Origin of the sequence: Pseudomonas sp. ICMP 10191, from assembly GCF_001467335.1 — a bacterium.
GTDB classification, from domain to species: domain Bacteria; phylum Pseudomonadota; class Gammaproteobacteria; order Pseudomonadales; family Pseudomonadaceae; genus Aquipseudomonas; species Aquipseudomonas cerasi.
On the sequence record NZ_LKGW01000102.1, the window covers coordinates 22,948 to 45,305 of the forward strand.

15 protein-coding genes are annotated in these 22,358 nt (G+C 61.1%); 12 read left to right on the forward strand and 3 right to left on the reverse strand.

Features of this window, described 5'->3' with window-relative positions; all coding sequences use genetic code 11:
- Positions 1–13: 13 nt before the first annotated feature.
- Positions 14–1,327, forward strand: a complete 1,314-nt coding sequence (locus AO388_RS09040; protein WP_058416417.1) for a methyl-accepting chemotaxis protein — start codon at positions 14–16, stop codon at positions 1,325–1,327.
- A 192-nt stretch (positions 1,328–1,519) separates the two neighbouring features.
- Here AO388_RS09040 and ycaC read toward each other — a convergent pair whose 3' ends face one another.
- From ycaC to AO388_RS09055, 3 genes are all read right to left on the reverse strand, one after another.
- Complete coding sequence (gene ycaC / locus AO388_RS09045) at positions 1,520–2,146, reverse strand: isochorismate family cysteine hydrolase YcaC (RefSeq protein WP_058416325.1); 627 nt, start codon at positions 2,144–2,146, stop codon at positions 1,520–1,522.
- A gap of 153 nt (positions 2,147–2,299) precedes the next feature.
- Entirely contained in the window at positions 2,300–3,871 is a 1,572-nt protein-coding gene (locus AO388_RS09050) for an alkaline phosphatase D family protein (protein ID WP_003365746.1), read from the reverse strand.
- Positions 3,868–4,431, reverse strand: coding sequence for a GNAT family N-acetyltransferase (locus AO388_RS09055; protein WP_058416326.1), 564 nt, complete (start codon positions 4,429–4,431; stop codon positions 3,868–3,870). The genes AO388_RS09050 and AO388_RS09055 overlap by 4 nt, the downstream gene beginning before the upstream one ends.
- A 201-nt stretch (positions 4,432–4,632) precedes the next feature.
- On the opposite strand from AO388_RS09055, the gene AO388_RS09060 reads away from it, so the two are divergent.
- From AO388_RS09060 to AO388_RS09110, 11 genes are all read left to right on the forward strand, one after another.
- Positions 4,633–5,040, forward strand: coding sequence for an ExbD/TolR family protein (locus AO388_RS09060; protein ID WP_003380333.1), 408 nt, complete (start codon positions 4,633–4,635; stop codon positions 5,038–5,040).
- Between the two features lie 2 nt (positions 5,041–5,042).
- Entirely contained in the window at positions 5,043–5,807 is a 765-nt protein-coding gene (locus tag AO388_RS09065; protein WP_058416327.1) for an energy transducer TonB family protein, read from the forward strand.
- Positions 5,808–5,827: 20 nt separating this feature from the next.
- The gene (locus AO388_RS09070) at positions 5,828–8,110 is read left to right on the forward strand and encodes a TonB-dependent receptor (RefSeq protein WP_003433789.1); all 2,283 of its coding nucleotides are present in this window, start codon (positions 5,828–5,830) and stop codon (positions 8,108–8,110) included.
- Positions 8,111–8,135: 25 nt separating this feature from the next.
- Positions 8,136–8,786 (forward strand): MotA/TolQ/ExbB proton channel family protein, encoded by a 651-nt coding sequence (locus AO388_RS09075; RefSeq protein ID WP_058416328.1) that lies wholly within the window; start codon positions 8,136–8,138, stop codon positions 8,784–8,786.
- 64 nt (positions 8,787–8,850) lie between these two features.
- Positions 8,851–10,107, forward strand: a complete 1,257-nt coding sequence (locus AO388_RS09080) for a phospholipase D-like domain-containing protein (protein WP_058416329.1) — start codon at positions 8,851–8,853, stop codon at positions 10,105–10,107.
- A 79-nt stretch (positions 10,108–10,186) separates the two neighbouring features.
- A complete protein-coding gene (gene mltA / locus AO388_RS09085) occupies positions 10,187–11,389 on the forward strand; it encodes a murein transglycosylase A (RefSeq protein ID WP_003365736.1) in 1,203 nt (400 codons plus the stop codon).
- 269 nt (positions 11,390–11,658) lie between these two features.
- Positions 11,659–12,798 carry a cellulose biosynthesis protein BcsQ gene (gene bcsQ, locus AO388_RS09090; RefSeq protein WP_054080615.1) on the forward strand — a complete coding sequence of 380 codons (1,140 nt, stop codon included), beginning with the start codon at positions 11,659–11,661 and terminating at the stop codon, positions 12,796–12,798.
- Positions 12,795–15,014, forward strand: coding sequence for a UDP-forming cellulose synthase catalytic subunit (gene bcsA, locus AO388_RS09095; protein ID WP_003365732.1), 2,220 nt, complete (start codon positions 12,795–12,797; stop codon positions 15,012–15,014). Before bcsQ ends, bcsA begins: the two co-directional genes overlap by 4 nt.
- Positions 15,015–15,028: 14 nt before the next feature.
- Positions 15,029–17,284: a cellulose biosynthesis cyclic di-GMP-binding regulatory protein BcsB gene (gene bcsB, locus AO388_RS09100; RefSeq protein WP_002556134.1), complete on the forward strand. Its 2,256-nt coding sequence runs from the start codon at positions 15,029–15,031 to the stop codon at positions 17,282–17,284.
- Between the two features lie 3 nt (positions 17,285–17,287).
- A complete protein-coding gene (bcsZ, locus tag AO388_RS09105; RefSeq protein ID WP_058416330.1) occupies positions 17,288–18,499 on the forward strand; it encodes a cellulose synthase complex periplasmic endoglucanase BcsZ in 1,212 nt (403 codons plus the stop codon).
- A complete protein-coding gene (locus tag AO388_RS09110) occupies positions 18,475–22,350 on the forward strand; it encodes a cellulose biosynthesis protein BcsC (RefSeq protein ID WP_058416331.1) in 3,876 nt (1,291 codons plus the stop codon). The genes bcsZ and AO388_RS09110 overlap by 25 nt, the downstream gene beginning before the upstream one ends.
- The last annotated feature ends 8 nt before the right edge of the window (positions 22,351–22,358 follow it).

Below are 22,358 nucleotides of genomic sequence, written 5' to 3' on the forward strand. Positions count from 1 at the left end.
TATGGGTGCCGTCATGTTCAACGCTCGCTTGAAAAAGGAATTACAGGCACAAAAGGCCGAGTTATCCATGTACCGGCAGATGCAGAAAGGGATGGATGCGCAAATGGTCTGTCTGACTCTGGACGCCAGCCACCACATCGTCCACGCCAATGAAAACTTTCTCAATGCGCTTGGCTATTCGCTGGAGCAACTGCAGGGCAAGGATCTCGATCACTTGGTGCCTACTTACGTCAAACAGCTGGATTGCTACCGCAGTCTCAAAGTGGCGGTGCAGAAGGGCGAGTCGGTCATCGACAGGTACCGTTTTCTGCATGCCGATGGCCGGCTGGTGTGGATTCGCGCCCTCTGGCAGCCAGTGCTGGATGAGCAAGGCAGGCTGATGACGTTGCAATGCTACGGTTCGGACATCACCCAGATCGTCGAAACGGCTGCCGAGAACTCCGCGTTCATCCAGGCGCTGTTACGCTCGACCGCCGTGATCGAGTTCGACCTCAGCGGCCAGGTATTGACCGCCAACGATCAGTTCCTGCGCGGCATGGGTTATAACCTGGCGCAGATCAAGGGCAAGCATCACAGCATCTTCTGTGATCCTGCGGAAACCTCTCAGGCGTCGTACCGGGAATTCTGGGCGATGCTCAACCGTGGCGAGTTCGTGGCCGGGCGCTTCAAGCGTCTCGACAGCAACGGGCGTGAGGTCTGGCTGGAAGCGACCTACAACCCGGTCCACGATGCTCAGGGCAAACTCTACAAGGTGGTCAAGTTCGCCACGATGGTGACCGACCAGGTGGCCCGCGAAGAAGAAGTCAGTCAGGCCGCCAGCGTGGCGTTTGAAATCTCCCAGCAGACCGACGTCAGCGCCCAGCGCGGCGCGGACGTGGTGCAAAACACTGTAAAGACCATGCGCAAGATCTCCGAAGAGATGCAGTCAGCCTCCTCGGGCATCGAAGCGCTGGGCAAACAGTCATTGCTGATCAATTCCATCGTGCAGACCATTGGTGGGATTGCCCAGCAAACCAACCTGCTGGCGCTCAACGCCGCCATCGAGGCCGCACGTGCCGGTGAGCAGGGCCGGGGCTTTGCCGTGGTGGCTGACGAAGTCCGCCAACTGGCAGGCCGCACCAGCGCCGCGACCGAAGAAATCGTCAGCGTCGTGCAGCAAAACCAGTCGCTGGCCGATGAGGCAGTGCGCGGCATGGCCAACAGCCGCACCCAGGCGGAGCAGGGCCTGGTGCTGGCCAACGAGGCCGGTGCCGTGATCGTCGAGATTCAGGAAGGAGCCAAACAGGTCGTGGGCGCCGTGGGGCGGTTTGCCAATCAGTTGAAGTAGTCTTTCTGGTTTCGCGGACTCTGTGGTGTGTTGTGCGGTGTGGAAATGGCCGGTCCTTGCAGTCTGGCCATCCACCTCTACGCCGCGGCGCGCAATCAAGATCGGACGCGCGAAGCATCCTGAACGGCATGCCAACGCATGGGCACGATAGTGTTTCTTACAGACGCCTATCACCCTACTTGTCGACAGCCTCTACCGAGCAGTCAGCGCCGAATAGCTGTTCATCAGGTTGCGGTAGTTCGGGATGCGCTCGGAAAGCAGGTTACCCAGTCCTTCGATATCGTTACGCCAGTCGCCCTGCAGCTCACAGGCCACCGAGAACCAGTTCATCAGTTGCGCACCTGCCTGCGTCATGCGCGACCACGCGGCTTGTTGAACCGTGGTGTTGAAGGTGCCGGAGGCATCGGTGACCACGAATACTTCAAACCCTTCAGCCAATGCCGACAGGGTCGGAAAGGTCACGCACACATCGGTCACTACCCCGGCAATGATCAACTGTTTTCGGCCGGTCGCCTTGATGGCCTTTACAAAGTCTTCGTTATCCCAGGCGTTGATCTGACCCGGCCGGGCAATGTACGGCGCATCGGGAAACATTGCCTTGAGTTCCGGAACCAGCGGGCCGTTGGGGCCTTGTTCAAAACTGGTGGTGAGAATGGTCGGCAGTTCGAAGAAGCGGGCCAGGTCAGCCAGGGCCAGAACATTGTTCTTAAACTCGTTCGGCGAGAAGTCCTGCACCAGCGAGATCAGGCCTGTCTGATGATCAATCAGCAAAACGATGGCGTCATCTTTGTTCAGGCGGTTGTAGGTGGTGTGGGTCATGGTCAAGTCCTTTCGTTTGGGTAGGTGAGGTCTGGCGTGCAACATGGGCTCAGGTTAGTAGCTCACCGGAAAGGGAAAAAGCGTCTGAAGCGGGTTTTACTGTCTCTTCACAGTGGACAATTTTGTCCAAAATATGGCCAATCCAAACGTCACCTACCCGGCAACAGCCCCCGCCTTGCCAGCCTCCACCACAAAACGCTTCAGCGTTGACACGTTCGCCGCAGGATCCAGCACATCCGACACCACTTGAAAGCGGGTCTGCATATGCTGTTCGTTCAGGTCCACTGCCACATAGCCGCGCTGACGGCTGTCGAAGAACTTCACGTGTGGGTTGAGGCCGAGAATGCTGTTGAAGGCGTCGAACGGTGGTCCGCTGGAGGTTACCGAGGTGCCGACGAATTCGGTGGCGACGATGGCTGATTCCGGATTGCCTACGTCGGCGTGCAGGTCGGTGGTCCAGAACGAATGGATATCGCCACCCCAGAACACCGGGTTGCGGGTCTGGTGGCGTTGCAGGGATGCCAGCATGCGCTCGCGGGTCGCCGCGTAGCCGTCCCAGCCATCGGTCCAGTGGCCCAGCGCCTGGGTCTTGAGATTGCGCTGTTCCAGTGGAGCGACCAGCAAGTCCTGGGCAATGACATTCCATTGTCCAGGTGATTCAGCGAAGCTGCGGTCCAGCCAGGCTTCCTGTTCCCAGCCGAGCATGGTGCGTTTGGGGTCACTCAGATCCGGACAGTCGCTGGGCGCTACGTAGCCTCGACGGCTGCCGTTGGCCTGGATGCACGCCTGTTCGGAACGATACTGCCGACCGTCCAGCACATGAAAGCGTGCCAGGCGGCCATAGTCCAGGTTCCGGTAAATACGCATGTCCGGTCCTTTGGGCAGGCTGCTGGCGCGCAAGGGCATGTGCTCGTAAAACGCCTGATAAGCGGCGGCTCTGCGACGTAGAAAACTGTCCACCGGAACGTTCGGGTCCTGGGACCACTGCGCGGCGTAGTCATTCTGTACTTCGTGATCATCCCAGGTGGCCACGCTCGGCGCACAGGCATGCAGCGCTTGCAGGTCGGGGTCGGTCTTGTACTGAGCGTAGCGATTACGATAGCCCTCCAGGTCCATGGGATCAGGTGTAGCGTGGTGACGCGGGAACCGAGGGTTTTCCGGGGATATGTTCATCTCATAAATGTAGTCGCCAAGAAAGAACACCAGATCCGGGCGCTCTGCCGCCAAGTGTCGATAGGCGCTGAAATACCCGGCCTCCCAGTGCGAACACGACACGAAGCCGAACCGCGCCGAGACCATGGCACTTGCCAGCGGAGCAGTACAGGCCTGCCCGACAGCGCTTTGCGCCCCCAGGCTCTCGAACTGATACCAATACGGGCGTCCAGGCTGCAAGCCGCTCACTTCAACATGCACCGAATGGGCAAGGCGCGGGTGGGCGGTGGCCTGTCCTGTGCGGACTACGTGAAGCATGGCCGCATCGCTGGCGATCTTCCAGCGCACCTCGACGGGTTTGTTCAGGCCACCATCGCCCGAGGGCGTCATCACCTTGGGCGCCAGACGTGTCCATATCACGAAGCCATCCGGCAACGGATCACCAGATGCCACGCCGAGCGTGAATGGATAATCGACCCCCGCGCTGCGCGCAAATGGGCTGAGGATCGACAGCAATGTTGCACCGGCGACTCCGGTAATGATGCGTCGACGATCCGGATTGAAATCGGTCATGACGTGGCCTCCGACGATGCGTATTCCGAGCGCAACAGTCCGAACAGCAACATGTTCTTGAACACACCGTTTTTCAGAAATGCCTCTCTGGTACAGCCCTCATACGATAACCCGCACTTCTCCAGGACCCTGGCGCTGGCCTGGTTGTCGCTGAAGCACTGGCCGGCGATGCGGTTGAGGTTCATGTCCGTGAAGCCATGCCTCAGCAAGCCTTGAGCCGCTTCGCAGGCGTAACCCTGATTTTGATAGTGCGTTCCTGTCCAGTAACCCAGATGGCCGCTGCGATGCGGCATCGAAAGGCGTAGCGAGACGATCCCGGTCAGCTCTCCGGTTTCCTGAATGTGAACCCCGAGGCTCAACATCTGACCGGCGGCGTATTGGTCGTGGGTCTGTGCAATGAATGCCCGCGCATGCTCAAGGTTGTAGGGGCTGGGCAGTGTAGAAGTCATGGCCGCAATCGTCGGCTCGTCGGCCAGGCGTGACAAGGTGAGTGCCTGTTCCGGCTGCAACGCGGCGAGCAGCAGACGCGAGGTTCTGATGGTGGGCAGCGGGTGACTCATCCGTATTTTCCGTCGGGTTGAATGCTCAAACGCTGGCGCGTTGTTATGGCATTTCCGTGACGGCCTCAAGAATCATTTAAGTGCCATGAGATGTACAGGTAACAGCCATGTAACAGTCATGTATCGGTCTTGTAAAACCAACCGATCGGTCATGTTCGGTTGCTAGATTCTCGGCCTCTAACAAGAAAGCGAGAGGCTGGCATGAGAACGTGGGACGAACCTAAAAAGCGCAAGGCGCACATCGAACTGATCCCCATGATCGACGTGATGATGTTCCTGCTGGTCTTTTTCGTGTTGGTAAGCCTGAACGTGATTCCGGCGCTGGGGATGAAAACCCAGCTGCCGAGTGCCAGCAGTTCGCAGCAACTGAAACCGCAGAACAAATCGATCCTGACTCTGGGGCTCAACGGCGAATTACAGCTCGACGGCAAGGCGACCACGGTCGACGCCCTGGTGCCTGCCTTGAAAGCGCTGGAAAAGCCCGACACTAAAACCACGATCATCGTTAACAGTGACAAGGGCGTGGAAGTCGCTCGTCTGGTCGAGATCATGGACACCCTGCGTCTGGGTGGTTTCACGTCAGTCTCCATCGCCACGCGCAAATCCTGACCATGTATTTCCTGTTTCGTGTACGTCAGTGGCTTGGTGGCCTGCCTGCGTTGGTGGCGCTCATCGCAATCGTGATTGGTGTACAGACCCGTCCTCTGAAAATGGAGCCGGTCTACGACGAATCTGCCGTCGAGCTGGCGCTGGTCGAGCCCGAGCAGCCCGCCCCTGAGCCATTGACGCAGCCCGAACCGCCTCCGGTACAACCTGACGAGCCGCCACCTCCGCCGCCTGTAGTCGAAAGCGAAGAGGCCGAACCGGCGCCACCTCCACCGCCGCCCAAGCCCGTTCCCAAGCCAAAACCCAAGCCGGAGATCAAGCCAGAACCAAGGCCTAAGCCCTTGCCCAAACCGGCAGTGGCAAAACCCGTCGAGCCGGTTCAGGCACCCAGCAAGCCGACCGCCAGCGCCCCGGTTGCGCCGCCGTCACCGCCTGCGCCACCCGCACCGCCGAAGGTCGACACCCAGGGTATGGAAGGTGGCTACCTCAAAGGGCTACGCAGTGAGCTGGACGGTTACAAACAATACCCGACTGGCCGTCAGGCCTCACTGGAGCGTCCGAGTGGCGAGGTTGTGGTGTGGCTATTGGTCGACCGCCAGGGGCGAGTGCTGGACTCCGGCATTCAGACCCAGGCCTCCAGCATGCTGCTCAACCGCGCAGCCGCCAACAGTCTGCGACGCATCAAGCAGGTCAAGCCGTTTCCCGAGCAAGCCTTTGGTGGACGCAGCGAACAGCGCTTCACCGCCACCTTCAACTACAGCGTGCAATAGCACTGACAAGGAACAGAGTGATGAAGTTTTCCAGAATTCACCTTGCGTTGGTCGCCGCGGGCATGAGTCACGGCATGGTTATGGCCGACTCGAGTGGCAGTGATGTCGGCACCATTGGTGTGCAAGGCAAGGCGACGGTTGGGGGTGGCTACATGGTGCAGGAGGAGAGCATCAAGGCGCGTTCCACTGTCACCAAGGAAGCGCTCGACAAGCAGACGGCGACCGGGAATGCGATCGATAAGCTCAAGTACACACCGGGCCTGAATATCTCCAGCGAAGACGCCACAGGTCTTTCTGGTTTCAAATTCACCATGCGCGGGCTCAACTCCGATCAGGTCGGCATGTCGGTGGACGGTATGCCGATCAACGACTCCGGTAACTACGCGTTGTATTCCAATCTGCTGGGGGATCCGGAAAACATCGATCAGATTTTCGTGACTCAAGGCTCTGCCGAAAGTGACGGCCCGCACATCGGTTCCAGCGGCGGCAACATCGGTATCGTCACCATCCGGCCCACCAAGGAAACCGGCGCATTCGTCAAGCAGGTGGCGGGCAGCAATGGCACTTACAAGACCTTCGCGCGACTCAACACCGGAGAGATCAACGGGCTGAGCAACTGGCTGTCGATGTCTCACACCGAAGGTCAGAAATGGCGCGGCGATGGCGCGGTGCGTGCCGACAAGGTTGAGTGGAACAGTTTCTTCGACATGGGCTCGGGCAATACCGCCAACCTGATCCTCAAGTACCACGAGCAGGACAACAACAGCTACAGCCAGCTCACCAAGAGTCAGTTCCAGCAGAACGGGCGCAAGTTTGACCCTTATCCTTCGACGCCAGCGCTGGGCAGCAACGGTAAATTATCCAGCTACTACGAGTTGGCGCAGAACCCGTTCCAGACGTTCACCGGCGTGCTCAATACCCAATTCAAACTGGCCGACAACCTGTCTCTTTCCGTCATCCCCTATTATTTCTGGGGTAATGGCAGCGGCGTGAACAGTTCTTCCTATGCGCTCAACCGCGGTTCGAACCAGAACGGTGTGTTCGACCTGAGCAACCTGCCGACGGCGGCGGCTTATAACGCAGACGGATCATCGACCACTGGCGTTTATTACCGGCCGTCGCGCACCCAGACGTGGCGTCCGGGGATCACCACCAAGTTGAACTGGGACGTCAACGACGAACACAGCGTACAGGTCGGCTACTGGTATGAACGCGCGCGACAGTCGCAGACTCAGCCTTTCATCCGCCTGAAGAGCAATGGCAAGCCTGAAAGTATCCAGCCGGATTCGGACTACATGGTCGATGCCAACGGTAACGAGATCCAGGGCCGTGACCGTTATACCGTGACGCCTGCCCAAAAAGTCTGGGCTCAGGACACCTGGTATTTCGCCCCGGACTGGACGCTGGTCGGCGGCCTGGCCTACATGAATGTCGAGCGCGAAGGCACCAACCACGGCAGCCTGACCGAGCGGCCGGAAAAACGGGACCAGACCTACAACAAGCTGTTGCCGAACGTCGGCCTCAAATACCAGCTGGATGAGCGCGACCAGTTGTTCTACAGCCTGTCACGCAACATGCGCGTGCCGCAGAACTACGTTCTGTATGACCCGGGCACCGGCTCCATCGACAGCAAGCCAGAAACCAGCTGGAACCACGAACTGGGCTGGCGCTACACCGAACAGGACATGACGCTGGCGGCCACGCTGTTCTACCTGCAGTTCAAGGACCGGCAGGTGTCATCAAAAGATATCAACGGCGACTTTGCCGACATCAACGCCGGTGCAGTCGACAACAGCGGGCTGGAACTGGAGTGGAGTGGCTTGCTGCCGCACCATTTCAATTACTACACCTCGTACACCTACACCCGCGCCAAACAGAAAGATGACCTGACCGTCTTCAATAACGGCACCGCCATTGAGCTGCCCACCAGCGGCAAGCAATTTACCAACGTGCCGAAGAACATGCTGGCCGCCAACATCGGCTACGACGACGGCAGTTATTACGGGACCTTTGGCGCCAAGCTCACCAGCAAGCTGTATGGCGACCTGACCAACGACGAAAGCATTCCGGGGCGCACCATCTTCAATCTGGGCGCGGGGATCTACCTTCCGGTGGACAAGAAAATCGTCAAGGACGCCACTCTGCGTCTGAACGTCGACAACCTGTTCGACAAGGAATACCTGGACGGCGTGTACACCACCAAAACCAACGCGGGCACTTACAGCGGTTTCCGCGACGGCGACCCGGCCTACATCGTCGGGGTCGAGCGTACCGTTACCGTTTCTCTTGAAGCCAATTTCTAATCTTCATTGACCAGAGGTCCGTGCCATGGACATGAATCAGCTTCACTACATCACGTTCTATGTGATGTACGCCGCCATCGCGATAGCGATCTTTGTAGCGATCGAACGAGGCATCTACTTTGCTTACGTGCGTCGCCAGTCGCGGGCGTTGCAAACGGCACTCGGTGCTTCGGTGCACAGTGAAAAGGATCTGCCGGAGACGCTGACACGCCGGACCAGCCTGCCGCTGGAAATGGTCCTGCCGGTGCTGGCGCAAAAAAATGCGCAGGGCTCGCGCAGGGATCTGGATGATGTCATCGAAACCCAGTACCTGAGCACTCGCGCACCGCTGGCCCGCAGCCTCTGGCTGATCGAAACCATTACTACCGCTGCGCCGCTGTTGGGCTTGTTGGGGACGATTCTGGGTATCATCGATACCTTCAAGGCCCTGGCCAGTGCCGGTGTATCCGATCCCGGGCAGATTTCCGCCGGTATCGGTACAGCGCTGTTCGCGACCGGGCTGGGTATTGCCATTGCTTTGTTCTGCGTGGTCTTTCACAACTACTTTCAGGACAGCCTGGAACGCATCAACGACCAACTCAAGATCCTGCTGATCCGCGCTTCCAGCGGAGCACGTGTGCATGACGAAGCCGAGCATCCGGCTGCTTCGGCTCAACCGAAATACCGGACGGCCTGATCTACCTGGCGGCGCGTGCCTATGGCATGCGCCATCTTGTCTGTGTCTGGCGATGAGGTTCGCAATGCTCTATTACCCTTCGTATCGTCGACTGTCCCTGAGCTACCGCGCCGTGATCGCAGCGTTACTGCTGGGCAGTTCGTGCGCGCAGGCAGATTTCGCCATTCCGGGTTTCGAGTTGGTCCACACCGTGCCGGTCGGGTCTGACCTGCAGACGCCTGACCTGCGAGCACCCGACGAGGTCTGGCGGGAGCTGTTTGACGGGGCTCGCGAGCGTATCGACATCGAACAGTTCTATGTCGCAGACCACGCAGGCTCGGTCATGGACAAGGTGCTTGAAAGCCTGACGGCAGCCGGGCAGCGCGGAGTGAAAATCCGTTTTCTGCTGGAAGAAAAAGGCCTGAAACTTTCCGACCCGCAGACCCTTGAGCGACTGCGCGCCATTCCCAATCTCACCCTGCGCGTACTGCCCTACGCAAAGCTCACGGGCAGCGGCATCATTCACGCCAAGTTTCTGGTCGTGGATGGCCGACAGGCGTTCATCGGCAGTCAGAATTTCGATTGGCGCTCACTGGAGCACATCCACGAAACCGGCCTGCGCATTGACGAGCCGATCATCGTGGGCCAGACGCAGGCCATATTCGATCAGGACTGGCTTGCCCAGGCTGCCATTACCGAGGGCAAACCGGCTCCCGTGCCGCACCCGATCGATAGCCCATCGCCCAACGGCAACTACCTGACCGCCAGCCCGCAGCGCTATAACCCGCCAGGGGTCGTCGACTCCCAGGCCGAACTGCCGCGTTTGCTGGCGCAAGCCAAAAGCGAGGTTCGTGTCCAGTTGCTGGATTACGCGCCTCTGTCCTACGGGCCCGACAAAACCCGGCCTTACTATGCGGTCATCGATAATGCCCTGCGCAGCGCGGCCGCCCGCGGCGTGTCGATTAAGCTCATGGTGTCCGACTGGAACACCGGCATGCCCGAAGTCGCCTACCTCAAGAGTCTGGCGCTGGTGCCCAACGTGCAGGTGCGCGTCGTCACATTGCCGATGGCGGCTCAGGGTTTTATCCCCTATGCACGCGTGATCCACAGCAAGACCATGGATATTGATGATCAGGTGGCCTGGGTAGGCACCAGCAACTGGCTGGGCGGCTACCTCGACAACTCGCGCAATCTGGAAGTAGTGATACACGACGGCTCAATGGCCAAACGCATCGGCCAACTGCACGAGCAGCTTTGGGACGGGCCGTACGCCAAGCCCATCGACATCAATCGCGACTATCCGGAGCCGCATCCGGGCCAGTTGAATGCAGCTCCCCACTAGGTCTCAACGCCCGCTTCAGCCACAATGACACCTTTCACCCACCAGCCTGCTGCGGGCTGTAAAAGGATTGGTGCTACTGATGATGCTCTCTTTCAAACCATGGTTGCGGAGCCTGGCGCTGGTTTTGCCACTGGCTGCGTTGCTGACCGCGTGTGACAAGTCCGACAAGCCGGTGACGCCGCCTGCGGCGCCGCACACCACTTATAGCCAGGCCGGCTGGGACGCGTTGCCAGCGGTGTCCGACGCGGATTTGCAGGCCGGTTTTGCCTCTTGGCGCAGCGCCTGTGTTCGTTTGAAAGCCGATGCGGTGTGGGGGCCGACGTGTGCTGCGGCGGTGAGTCTCGCGGCCGCACCGGATGCGGCGCAGATCCGCACCTTTTTGCAGGAGCAGTTGCAGGTCTACAGCCTGCGCGCAGATGGAGGCAGTGCCGATGGTTTGATCACCGGCTATTACGAGCCTGTTTATCCGGGCAGCCTGACCCAGACCACCACCGCCAATGTGCCGGTTTATGGCATCCCGGACGATCTGATCGTGGTCAATCTGGACAGCATTTACCCCGAGCTCAAAGGCAAGCGGCTGCGCGGTCGGCTTGAGGGGAGGGTGCTCAAGCCTTACGACGACGCTGCGACGATCAGCGCGCAAGGCTTGAACGCGCCGGTGATTGCCTGGCTGACCGACCCGATGGATCTGCAGTTCCTGCAAATTCAGGGCTCGGGGCGCGTGAGTCTGGAGGATGGCTCGCAGCTGCGTCTGGGCTACGCCGATCAGAACGGTCGCCCGTATCGCGCGATTGGTCGCTGGCTGGTAGAGCAGGGTCAGTTGAAGAAGGAAGACGTGACCATGGGCAGTATCGCCGCCTGGGCCAAGGCGCATCCGGAGCGTATCAGCGAGCTGCTGGCGAGCAATCCCAGCTACGTGTTTTTCGCCCGTAACCCCGACAGCAACGAAGGCCCGCGCGGCTCGTTAAATGTGCCACTGACCCCCGGCTACAGCGTGGCCATCGATCGCAAGGTGATTCCGCTGGGCAGTCTGCTCTGGCTCTCCACGACGCGGCCGGATGGCAGCAGCGTGGTCCGTCCGGTCGCGGCGCAGGACACGGGCGGTGCGATTGCCGGTGAGGTACGCGCCGACCTGTTCTGGGGGACCGGCGATGAGGCGGGCAAGCTGGCTGGCGACATGAAGCAGAAAGGCAATATCTGGCTGCTGTGGCCCAAGGGCATGCCACTGCCTCAGTCCGCAGAAACAGCTCCTGCAACAACCCCAGCTCCTGCCAGCCACTGACATCCTCTCACCTCGATAGCTACCGTCCTGCTCAATGGACAGGTAGCTATCTTTTCGCACCCCGTTTTCCTTCCAAACGCATTTGAAACAGCCAAATGCACGGTTTTTCAACGCCAGAAATATGTCAAGAAAAGAACAATTTACCGTTCATCGGTAAATTGTGGACGACATATATCGGTTTCTTGACACTGTCATAATGACATTACACATTGGTATTAATGCATTCACACAGGGATCGTGCGTAGCGGCCCCTTTTGAGGTCGTTCCGGATGAATCGAGCTGACGATGTGGCCAATTTGTTTCAGCGTTTTGGCGCGAGCTCCGAGGGTTATCTGGAGATCGACGACAGCCTGGACTACCACGAAACGCCCGTAGACAGTGTCTTTCCTGCTACGCCGCCACGCGTAACCGATCAATCGGTGCCTGAGCAGACCTGTGCGGCGCAACCGGCCGAGACGCCTGACACGGCACCTGACCTTCAGATGACCCCGACAGCCAAAGGTGCAGCCTCCGGCGTCCTGGCAAATCTGCTTGCCGAGGCCGCACAGGCACGCCAGGCTGAAGCGCAGGCACGCAACAACGAAGCACTGGTCCAATCGCTGTTCAAGGGCCAGCCGCCGAGAACATCGGCGCGCGTGATTGCGGTGGTGTCAGCCAAGGGCGGTGTGGGTAAAAGTACGCTCAGCGCGGCAATGGCCAGCCTGGTCAGAGTGCCCGGCGCGCAGACACTGGCGATCGATCTCGACCCCCAAAACGCCTTGATGCACCACCTTAATGCCAGCCCGGATGTGGCCGGCCTCGGCGGTGCCAGCCTGAGCGGCGAAAACTGGCGCACGCTGTTGCTGACCGGCTCCTGCGACACGCAGGTTTTGCCATATGGCGCGCTGCCGCTCGATGAGCGTCGTTCCCTTGAGCATTTTCAGGAAAACGATCCACACTGGCTGGTCCGTCAGATCGCCCGTATGCAGCTCGATGCCCGCGACGTGGTGATTCTCGATGTGCCGTGCGGTGACCTGCGCATGTTGCAACAGGCGCTGACTGCTGCCAGCCAGGTCCTGGTGGTGCTGACCGCCGATGCGGCGTGCTACGTGACACTGGATCAGATGCAGGGCTGGCTCGAGCCGGTTCTGGCGGGGTCGCAGCCGCCGGCCTGTCATTACGTCATCAACCGGTTCGATGCTTCGCGCACCTTCAGTCGCGACATGTACGACGTACTGGCGCGACGTCTTGGCGAGCGCCTGCTGGGCGTCGTTCGCGATGATTACGCGCTCGCAGAAGCGCTGGCCTACGGCCACAACGCGGTCCAGGTTCCGAGTGCCTCTCCCGGCACCCAAGACCTTCGCGTGCTGAGTAATGTGCTGATTGCCCGACTGCTGACTCAGGATGTAGAAGAGAACCGATTGTCATGACCAACCTGTCGCTCGACGCGTCCGTACCCCGGACGCGCTCATCATTGTGGCTGCATGCTTTGCTGGCGTGGTTCGGCGGTCTGTCGACGACCCTGCGACGCACCTTGAAAAGCGTGGCGATTGTCGTCGGCCTGCTGCTGATGGCGCTGGTCGTCACCGTGCCGCTGGACCTCTATGCACAGTGCTTTTTTGCCCTGGCATGCTTCGCTGCGATGCTGGTAATTCGCCGGATACCTGGGCGTATTTCGGTACTGGCGCTGGTGACCCTGTCGTTGCTGGCTTCGTTTCGTTACATGTACTGGCGTCTGACCTCGACCCTGGATTTCGACAACTGGCTGGACAGCCTGTTGGGCTATGGGCTGATCATCGCCGAGTTCTACACGCTGATCGTCATCGTGCTGGGTTACGTGCAGACGGCCTGGCCGTTGCAGCGCAAGCCGGTGATCATGCCGAGCGATTCCAGCCAGTGGCCGACCGTCGATGTGTTTATTCCGTCGTACAACGAGGCGCTGAGCATCGTCAAACTGACCATCTTTGCCGCCCAGTCCATCGACTGGCCGCGCGACAAGCTGCGGGTCTATGTGCTCGATGATGGTCGTCGCGAGGATTTTCGCGAGTTCTGCGAACAGATCGGTGTCGGCTACCTGACCCGCGGCGACAATCGACATGCCAAGGCGGGCAATCTGAACGAAGCGCTCAAGGCCACGAATGGCGAGTACATCGCCATGTTCGACGCCGACCATGTGCCGACCCGCTCCTTTCTGCAGGTCGCCATGGGCTGGTTTCTCAAGGACCCGAAACTGGCGATGCTGCAGACGCCGCACTTTTTCTTCTCGCCCGACCCGTTCGAAAAGAACCTCGATACATTCCGCAGCGTGCCTAACGAGGGCGAGCTGTTTTACGGCTTGCTGCAGGACGGCAACGACCTGTGGAACGCGACTTTCTTCTGCGGCTCCTGTGCGGTGCTGCGGCGCTCGTCGTTGCTGGACATCGGTGGTGTGGCCACTGAAACCGTGACCGAGGATGCGCACACAGCGCTGAAGCTGAACCGGGCCGGCTACAACACGGCGTACCTTGCGATTCCCCAGGCGGCGGGGCTGGCGACGGAAAGTCTGTCACGTCACGTTGCCCAGCGTATTCGCTGGGCGCGGGGCATGGCGCAGATCTTTCGCACTGACAACCCGCTGCTGGGCAAAGGTCTGTCACTGGGCCAGCGGCTGTGCTACGCCAACTCGATGCTGCACTTCTTTTACGGCCTGCCGCGTCTGGTGTTTCTCACCGCGCCACTGGCGTACCTGCTGTTCGGCGCCGAGGTCATGCACGCCTCGGCGCTGATGATCACCGCCTATGTGTTGCCGCACCTGGCCCACGCCAGCCTGACCAATTCGCGGATTCAGGGCCGCTTCCGCCATTCGTTCTGGAACGAGGTCTACGAGGCGGTGCTGGCGTGGTACATCATGGGCCCGGTGCTGATGGCGCTGGTCAATCCGAAATTCGGTGGCTTCAACGTGACCGACAAGGGCGGAGTGGTCGAGGAGAAGTTTTTCGACTGGACGCTGGCGCGGCCTTACATCGTGCTGCTGACGCTGAACGCAGTGGTCTTCGCACTCGGTATCTATAGCCTCTACCAACTGGGCTGGAATAACGATGCGATCACCCTGACCATCGTCATCAACATGGCCTGGACGATCTACAACATCATCATCACCAGCGCTGCGATTGCGGTGGCCAGCGAGATCCGTCAGGTGCGTACCGAGCCCCGGGTCCAGGCCAGACTGCCGATTCGCGTTACCCGCGCCGATGGCGTGGTATTCGATGCCGTGACTCAGGATTTTTCCCAGACCGGCCTCGGACTGGTGATGCCCGCCGATTCGGGCATCGACAGTGGCGACAGCATCACGGTGTCGCTGTATCGCGGTACGCAGACCAGCCATTTCCCTGCCACGGTGATGTTCTGCCGCGACGGTTATCTGGGCACTCGTTTCGATGATCTGTCGCTGCGTCAGCAGAGCGAGCTGGTACGCCTGACCTTTGGCCGTGCCGACACCTGGGCGTCGACCTGGGGCCGCGGCAAGCCGGACACACCGCTGTCTGCGCTGCGCGAAGTCAGCCACATCGGTGTTCGTGGCGTCGTCGAGTTGCTCAAGGCCACTCGCAAGGATTTCAGCCGGTTACTGCCGACCCGTAAAAAAATCTCCCCACCTCCCGCAAATTGATGGATTGAGTAGTCATGACTAAACGGTATTTTCTCGGTGCCGAACGCTTCGCCGTTCGCCGCTCATGGGCCCTGTTGGCTTGTGCGTTGTCCGTGCTCTCCACCGGGATGTGGGCAAGCGCTGCTGAAACGACGGGTGCCAACGAGGGTTACAGCGTGACGCTGCAACAACTGGGGCGCAATTACCCGATGAACCTGCGCGGTGTGGAAGCCACCGACAGCGTCAACTTCAATGTGCGTGCCGATCAGGTGGTGACCGGCGCAAGCCTGTCGCTGAGCTACAGCTATTCGCCGGCGTTGCTGGCGGACCTGTCGCAGATCAACGTCATGATCAACGACGAAGTGGCCGCGACCCTTCCGTTGCCCAAGGAAGGTGCCGGCAAGCCGCAGACGCAGGTGATCGAGATTCCGCCGCAGATGATCACCGAGTTCAACCGCCTGAGCCTGCAGTTCATCGGCCATTACACGATGAGCTGCGAAGACCCGAAGCATTCCAGCCTCTGGGCACGGATCAACAATGACACCCGTCTGGACATCCGTGTCACGCCATTCGCGCTGCCCAACGACCTGGCGATTCTGCCGCTGCCGTTCTTCGACCGCCGCGATGACCGTGACGTGAATCTGCCCGTGGTGATGGGCGCGGCACCCGATAACGCGACGCTCGAAGCGGCAGGCGCGCTGGCTTCATGGATTGGCGCGGCCAAGACCCGCTCGCGCATGGCCAGCTTCCCGGCGCACTTCAATGAGCTGCCGGCCAAGGGCAACGCACTGGTATTGCTCAAGGGCGATGGTCCATTGCAGCTCGGCGCGCTGACGATGCCTGCGCCGAAAGGCCCGACCCTGACGATGGTGACCCATCCCAACGACCCGAACAGCAAGCTGTTGGTGATCACCGGGCGTGATTCGGCGGAACTCAAGCGGGCGGTCAATGCGCTGGTGGTCGGCGGTCAGAGTCTGGTCGGCAGCAGCGCATTGATCGAGCGTGTCGACCTGCTCGCGCCGCGCAAACCGTACGACGCGCCGAACTGGCTGCCCAGTGATCGGCCGATCAAACTGGGCGAGCTGATGCCTGCCAACAAACTCAACGTCTCCGGTTACGACCCGGGTGACATCACCGTGCCGTTGAACCTGCCGCCAGACCTGTTCAGCTGGCGTGAAGACGGCGTGCCGTTGAACCTCAAATACCGCTACACACCGCAGGAACGCTCGAACAATTCGTCGATCATGGTCAGCCTCAACGACACGCTGATCAAGGCCGAGCCGCTGCCGTCGATCGAGAACCTGAACAACTCGATCGTCTCGCGACTGACGGGCGGCGATGACACGATCAGCCGTGAAGCGCATGTGTACCTGCCGCTCAACTCCGTGGCCCTGCAATCGCGCCTGCAACTGCGCTACATGTTCGATTACCTCAAGCAGGGCGAATGTGGCGACATCATCATCGATAACATGCGCGGCAGCATCGATCCGGAATCGACGCTGGATTTCAGCGGTTACGACCACTTCATGGCCATGCCGAACCTGGGTGTGTTCAAGGATTCCGGGTTTCCGTTCACACGCCTGGCGGACCTGTCGCAGACCGCTGTGGTGCTGGCCGATCAGCCGAGTACTGAAGATGTCAGCGCTTACTTGAGCGTATTGGGCCGTTTCGGCGAATCGACCGGTTACCCGGCGACCGGTGTGTCGGTTATTCACGCTGCACAGATCGCCAGTGCCGCCGACAAGGACATTCTGGTCATGTCCTCGGGCAGCGATCAGCCGTTGCTCAAACAGTGGGCCGACCGTTTGCCGATTTCCGGCAATGCTCAGCAACAGGGCTTCGAGCTTTCCGATCTGGCCTTCCGTCTGCGCGACTGGATGAGCCCGGACCCGGATGAAAACCAGCGTCGGGCGCGGGTGGCCATGGCGTTTTCCAGTGACGCGCGCAGCACCTTCCTGACCGGTTTCGAATCGCCGCTGCACAAGGGGCGCAGTGTCGTGTTGATCTCCAGCGGTCAGCCCGGCGGCATGAGCGACGTTGCCCGTGCGCTGAGCAGCAGCGACAAGGTACAGGGCAGCCTGGTAGTGGTACGCGGCGATTCGGTCGAGGCGCTGGTTGCCGAGCAGAAGTACTACGTCGGTGACCTTGGGCCGATCAAATACGTGCAGTGGCTGATGTCGCGCAACGTGCTGTGGCTGCTGCTGGTGGTTGCCGTGGGTGTGGTGCTGGTGACCGGAGTTGCCTACCTGACCCTGCGCTCGCTCGCCAAGCGCCGTCTGGAGCAGGAATAAGCCATGCCGCTCCGTGCACTGAAACTGCGCCGCGCCTCGGGCTGGCTGGTCGGCCTGCTGGCGTCGGCGACCCTGACGCCGGTGTTGGCGAACAGCGCGTGCGATGCTGTGGCCTGGCCGTTCTGGCAGGACTATGCCACGCGCTATGTGCAGGCCGACGGCCGAATGCTGGAGTCGAGCCTGAAGGTCAACCACAGCACCTCCGAAGGTCAGTCCTACGGCATGCTCTTTGCGCTGGTGGCCAATGACCGCGCGCGCTTCGACGCGCTGTGGACGTGGACCGCCGCGAACATGATGGGGGCTGATGTCAAAACGCGTCTGCCGGGCTGGTTGTGGGGGCAGGGCGAGGATGGCAACTGGACGCTTCAGGACGCCAACTCCGCGTCCGATGCCGACCTGTGGATCATCTACGCGCTGCTCGAAGCGGCGCGCGTCTGGCAGCACCCGGCTTATCGAGACGATGCGCTGGCCTTGCTCAAGAACGTGGAGTCGCGGCTGGTGGTCAATCTGCCGGGGCTCGGCAAAATGCTCCTGCCCGGCCCCGAAGGTTTCGCGCAGCCCGACCATCTATGGCGCTTGAACGCCAGCTACCTGCCCATTCCGCTGCTACGGCGCCTGGCGAAAGAAGCACCCGGCGGCCCATGGAAGGAAATTGCCGACAACACCGCGAAGCTGATCGAAGCATCGAGCCCCAAGGGCTTTATCGCCGATTGGGTTGGCTACCGCGGGACCTCCCCGAAAAGCGGTCTGTTCGTGGTCGATCCGAGCACAGGCGAACTGGGCAGCTATGACGCGATTCGCGTTTACCTCTGGGTGGGCATGACACCTGCGTCCGATCCGTTGGCAGCACGCCTGCTGGCCCGTCTCGACGGGATGTCGAGCAGCACTGCCTCGAGCGGTACGCCGCCGGAAAAGGTCCAGGTGGTCAGCGGTACACGCGAGGGGCAGGGGCCTTTCGGTTATTCGGCTGCGCTATTGCCGTACTTCCACGCCAAGGGTCAGACCTGGCTGGCCGAGCAGCAACAGCGCAGGGTCGAAGCCGGGGTCAGCCAGGCGCTGGCCCGTGACCCGAAAGACCGCACTGAACCGGCCTATTACAACCTCATGCTCAGCCTGTTTGCCTTGGGCTGGGTCGAAAAACGCTATCAGTTCCGTGAAGACGGAACCCTCAAATTATCCTGGGAGACGTCATGCCCGCGCGCCGCCACACGTTAGTCATCGGGTTGGTTGCCGCGATCGCAGCCAGCGTTTCTCAGGCTCAGGCCGCCACCGCCGAGGCGCAGTTGATCGAGCAGGGCCAGTACTGGCAGGCTCGCTCGAACCCGGTGCGGGCTGCCGAGGTCTGGCAGAAGGTGCTGCAGATCGACCCCAATCAGATCGACGCGTTGTATGGCATGGGGCTGATCGGCGTCAAACAGAACAAGCCGCAGCAGGCGCAGACTTACCTGGCTCGTCTGCAGGCCCTGTCGCCAGTGCCGTGGCAGTCGGTGCAACTGGAGCAGGACATCGCCCTCGCTCAGCCGCAGAATCAGGCCTTGCTGGATGAGGCCCGACGCCTCGCCGATGCCGGTGAGCGCGACAAGGCGACCGGGGTCTTTCGCCAACTGTTCAACGGCCGTTTGCCCGAGGGCACGATCGGGCGCGAGTACTACACCAACCTGGGGTTCAACAGCGCGGACTGGCCTGAAGCGCGCAAAGGCTTCGAACGCCTGATCCGGCAGAATCCGGACGACTCGATTCTGGCGTTGTTTTTCGCCAAGCATCTGGCCCGCCGCGAAGACACCCGGGCCGAAGGGATCGCTGCGCTGGCGCGCCTGAGTACGCACACGGACATCGCCGGGGACGCCGATCAGAGCTGGCGCATGGCGCTGGTCTGGATCGGTCCGCCTACGGCGGCGCAAGTGCCGCTGTTCGAGGCGTTCCTCAAGGTCCATCCCGATGATCAGGACATTCGTGATCAACTCAACAAGGGACGTCAGCAGCACGCCGGTGGCGGCGCCTCAGGCTGGCAGCAGGATCCGCTGGTGGCGCGTGGGCTGAAGGCGCTGGAGCAAAATGATCATGCCGCTGCTGAACAAGCATTTGCCGCGCGACTGAAAATCAAGGCCGACGATGCCGATGCGCTGGGTGGGCTGGGCGTGGTCCGCCAGCAACAGAATCGACTGGCCGAAGCGGAGCAGTTGCTGACCCGCGCGACTCGCCAGCCTGGTGGCACACGCTGGAAAAGCGCCCTCGAGAGTGTTCAGCTCTGGAAATCCTTGCAACAGGCCCGCGACCTGCAGGCCAAGGGGCAGACCGGCAAGGCTCAAGAGTTGCTGGCTCAGGTGCAGCGGCAGAACCCCAGCAGTATCGATGTACGTTTGACTCAGGCCGATTTGCAGGCCCAGGCCGGTCAACTCGACGCGGCCCAGGCGGGCTATCGTCAAGTGCTGGCGACCCAGCGCGGCAATCCGCAAGCCGTGCGCGGGCTGATCAACGTATTGGCGCAAAGCGGCCAGGCCGATGAAGCGCTGCGCCTGCTCGATACCCTGTCGCCTGCCGAACAGGCAGCGCTGGGCGAAAGCGGTCGCTTCAAGGCCTTGCGCGCCACGCAGACGGCACGGCTGGCCGAGCAACGTGGCGATCTGCGTGCCGCTCAGGCGGCCCTGAAGGATGCGGTAAAAAATGATCCAGACAGTGTCTGGACGCGTTTCGACCTGGCGCGTCTGTACCTCAAGACTGACGAGGCGCCCAAGGCCCGCGTGCTGATCGACGAGTTGCTCAAGTCTCGGCCCAACGATATCGACGCGCTCTACACCAGTGCGTTGCTGTCGGTGGAAATGGGCCAGTGGCAGGACGCGCAGGCTACCTTTGCGCGCATTCCTGTCGACCAGCGCACCCCGGACATGAAGGCGCTTGCCGACGAAGTCAACATGACCGTGCAGATCAACCTGGCCATCGGTATCGCCCGGCGCGGTCAGCGTCAGGAAGCGCTGGCGCTGCTCGATCGCCTGCAACCGGTCGCCAGCGGCAGCCCGGAGCGTCAGCTCACGCTGGCCAGTGCCTACATCGACGCCGGCGAGCCGGAGCGTGGCCGGGAAATGGCCCGCGCAGCCATCGCTCAGGCACCTGCGCAGTCACCTGATCTGCTGCTGCAATACGCCAGCCTGTTGCTCGCGGCGGGGGATGACGTGCAGGTCAATGCGATCCTGCGCACAGTGCAGGGCCAGCCCATGGGTGTGCAGACCCGTAAACGCTTCGATGACTTGCTGTATCGCTACCGCATTCGTCAGGCCGATTTGCTGCGTGAGGGCGGCGATCTGGCTGGCGCGTATGACACGTTGGCCCCGGCCCTGGCCCAGCGTCCGGACGACATTCAGGCGGTGTCGGCCTTCGCCCGGATGTACACCGCCAACGGTGACAGCGCCAAGGCCTTCGAACTCTACAAGCCGTTGTTGCAGCGTAAGCCCAACGATCCGCAAGTACTCCTGGGGGCTGCTGACGCGGCCGTGAAGGCTCATGATTATGCCTTTGCCGAAAAGGCCTTGAGCCAGTTCCGCGCGTTGCAGCGCAACGACCCGCAGACCCTCACCGAGGCCGCGCGCATCTACCAGAGCATGGGCCAGACCGGCGCGGCCACCGAGTTGCTGCGCAAGGCTGTGGCCATCGAACAAAGCGAAAAACAGCGTCTGATGGCTACGCAGGGCGGGTCGGGTGTGACGTCGTCCAATCCGTTCGCGGCGGGCGGTTCACGCAGCGTGGCCGCAGCGTCTGCCATCCCGGCACCGGCACAGGTGTCGCTCAGCGGCGGGGCGGCGACGAGCTTGCCGGCCACGCGTGAAACGGCCTACCCCGGCCAGAGCGCTGCGCAGCAACCGTTGTCAGCCGGACGTGCGCAAAGCGTGCGTGGCAATCCGTTTCTGGCTGCTGGCGACCGCGATCAGGCCAGCAGCGCACAGCAGGCGCTCAATCGTATTCTCGAACAGCGCAGCGGCTTCGTCAGTCAGGGCCTCGCCGTGCGCAGCAATAACAGCGAGTCCGGCCTGAGCAAGCTCACTGTGGTCGAGACGCCGCTGGAGATCAACGTGCCGGCCGGCGATAACCGCGTGGCCGTGCGCGTCACGCCAGTGTCGCTGAATGCCGGCAGTGTGAAATCCGATGCGGGCGCTCGTTTTGGCGGTGGAACGGCCGGCGCAGCAGGTTCGCAGAGCGACAAGGGCGTCGGTCTGGCGGTCGCCTTCGAACGCCCCGAAGAGGGCCTCAAGGCTGATATCGGCACCACCCCCGTGGGTTTCAAATACAGCACGGTCGCAGGCGGCGTGAGCGTCGACCGGCCGTTGGGCAATAACCCTGATCTGCGTTACGGCCTCAACGTGTCACGGCGTCCGGTGACAGACAGCGTGACTTCGTTTGCCGGTTCCACCGACGAGCGCAGCGGTCTGTCCTGGGGCGGGGTGACCGCCAACGGCGGCCGCGGGCAGATCAGCTATGACGATCAGACCATTGGCGGCTATGGCTACGGTTCCTGGCACAAGCTGGTCGGCACCAACGTCAAATCCAACACCCGTGGCGAAGTCGGTGGTGGTGTCTACTGGTACTTGCGCAATACCGAGGACAGCAAGCTGACCGCGGGCCTGAGTCTGATGGGCATGAGTTACGCCAACGACCAGAGTTACTTCACTTACGGTCATGGTGGCTATTTCAGTCCGCAGAACTTCTACGCCATCGGCGTGCCGGTGATGTGGGCGCAGCGCACCGAGCGCTTCAGCTATCAGGTCAAGAGTTCGGTCGGCGTGCAGCACTTCAAGCAGGATGGCGCCGCATTCTTCCCCGACGACAGCACTCTGCAAGCCGCTTCCGGCCAGCGTTACTCAGGGCAGAGCAAGACCGGTGTGGGCTACAACCTGAGCGCGGCGGGTGAATACAAGCTCGATTCCAGCCTGTTCCTGGGCGCCAACCTGGGCCTGGACAATGCCCGCGACTATCGCCAGTTCAGCGGAGCGCTTTACCTGCGCTACATGTTCGAGGACATGACTGGCCCCATGGAGCTGCCGGTCAGCCCTTACCGTTCACCTTATTCCAACTGATTTCTGGA

Excerpts from the sequence above, each read along its gene's own strand:
- AO388_RS09040 (WP_058416417.1), top strand. The coding sequence starts at position 14 with ATGTTCAACGCTCGCTTGAAAAAGGAATTACAGGCACAAAAGGCCGAG.
- ycaC (WP_058416325.1), bottom strand. The coding sequence starts at position 2,146 with ATGACCCACACCACCTACAACCGCCTGAACAAAGATGACGCCATCGTT.
- AO388_RS09050 (WP_003365746.1), bottom strand. The coding sequence starts at position 3,871 with ATGACCGATTTCAATCCGGATCGTCGACGCATCATTACCGGAGTCGCC.
- AO388_RS09055 (WP_058416326.1), bottom strand. The coding sequence starts at position 4,431 with ATGAGTCACCCGCTGCCCACCATCAGAACCTCGCGTCTGCTGCTCGCC.
- AO388_RS09060 (WP_003380333.1), top strand. The coding sequence starts at position 4,633 with ATGAGAACGTGGGACGAACCTAAAAAGCGCAAGGCGCACATCGAACTG.
- AO388_RS09065 (WP_058416327.1), top strand. The coding sequence starts at position 5,043 with ATGTATTTCCTGTTTCGTGTACGTCAGTGGCTTGGTGGCCTGCCTGCG.
- AO388_RS09070 (WP_003433789.1), top strand. The coding sequence starts at position 5,828 with ATGAAGTTTTCCAGAATTCACCTTGCGTTGGTCGCCGCGGGCATGAGT.
- AO388_RS09075 (WP_058416328.1), top strand. The coding sequence starts at position 8,136 with ATGGACATGAATCAGCTTCACTACATCACGTTCTATGTGATGTACGCC.
- AO388_RS09080 (WP_058416329.1), top strand. The coding sequence starts at position 8,851 with ATGCTCTATTACCCTTCGTATCGTCGACTGTCCCTGAGCTACCGCGCC.
- mltA (WP_003365736.1), top strand. The coding sequence starts at position 10,187 with ATGATGCTCTCTTTCAAACCATGGTTGCGGAGCCTGGCGCTGGTTTTG.
- bcsQ (WP_054080615.1), top strand. The coding sequence starts at position 11,659 with ATGAATCGAGCTGACGATGTGGCCAATTTGTTTCAGCGTTTTGGCGCG.
- bcsA (WP_003365732.1), top strand. The coding sequence starts at position 12,795 with ATGACCAACCTGTCGCTCGACGCGTCCGTACCCCGGACGCGCTCATCA.
- bcsB (WP_002556134.1), top strand. The coding sequence starts at position 15,029 with ATGACTAAACGGTATTTTCTCGGTGCCGAACGCTTCGCCGTTCGCCGC.
- bcsZ (WP_058416330.1), top strand. The coding sequence starts at position 17,288 with ATGCCGCTCCGTGCACTGAAACTGCGCCGCGCCTCGGGCTGGCTGGTC.
- AO388_RS09110 (WP_058416331.1), top strand. The coding sequence starts at position 18,475 with ATGCCCGCGCGCCGCCACACGTTAGTCATCGGGTTGGTTGCCGCGATC.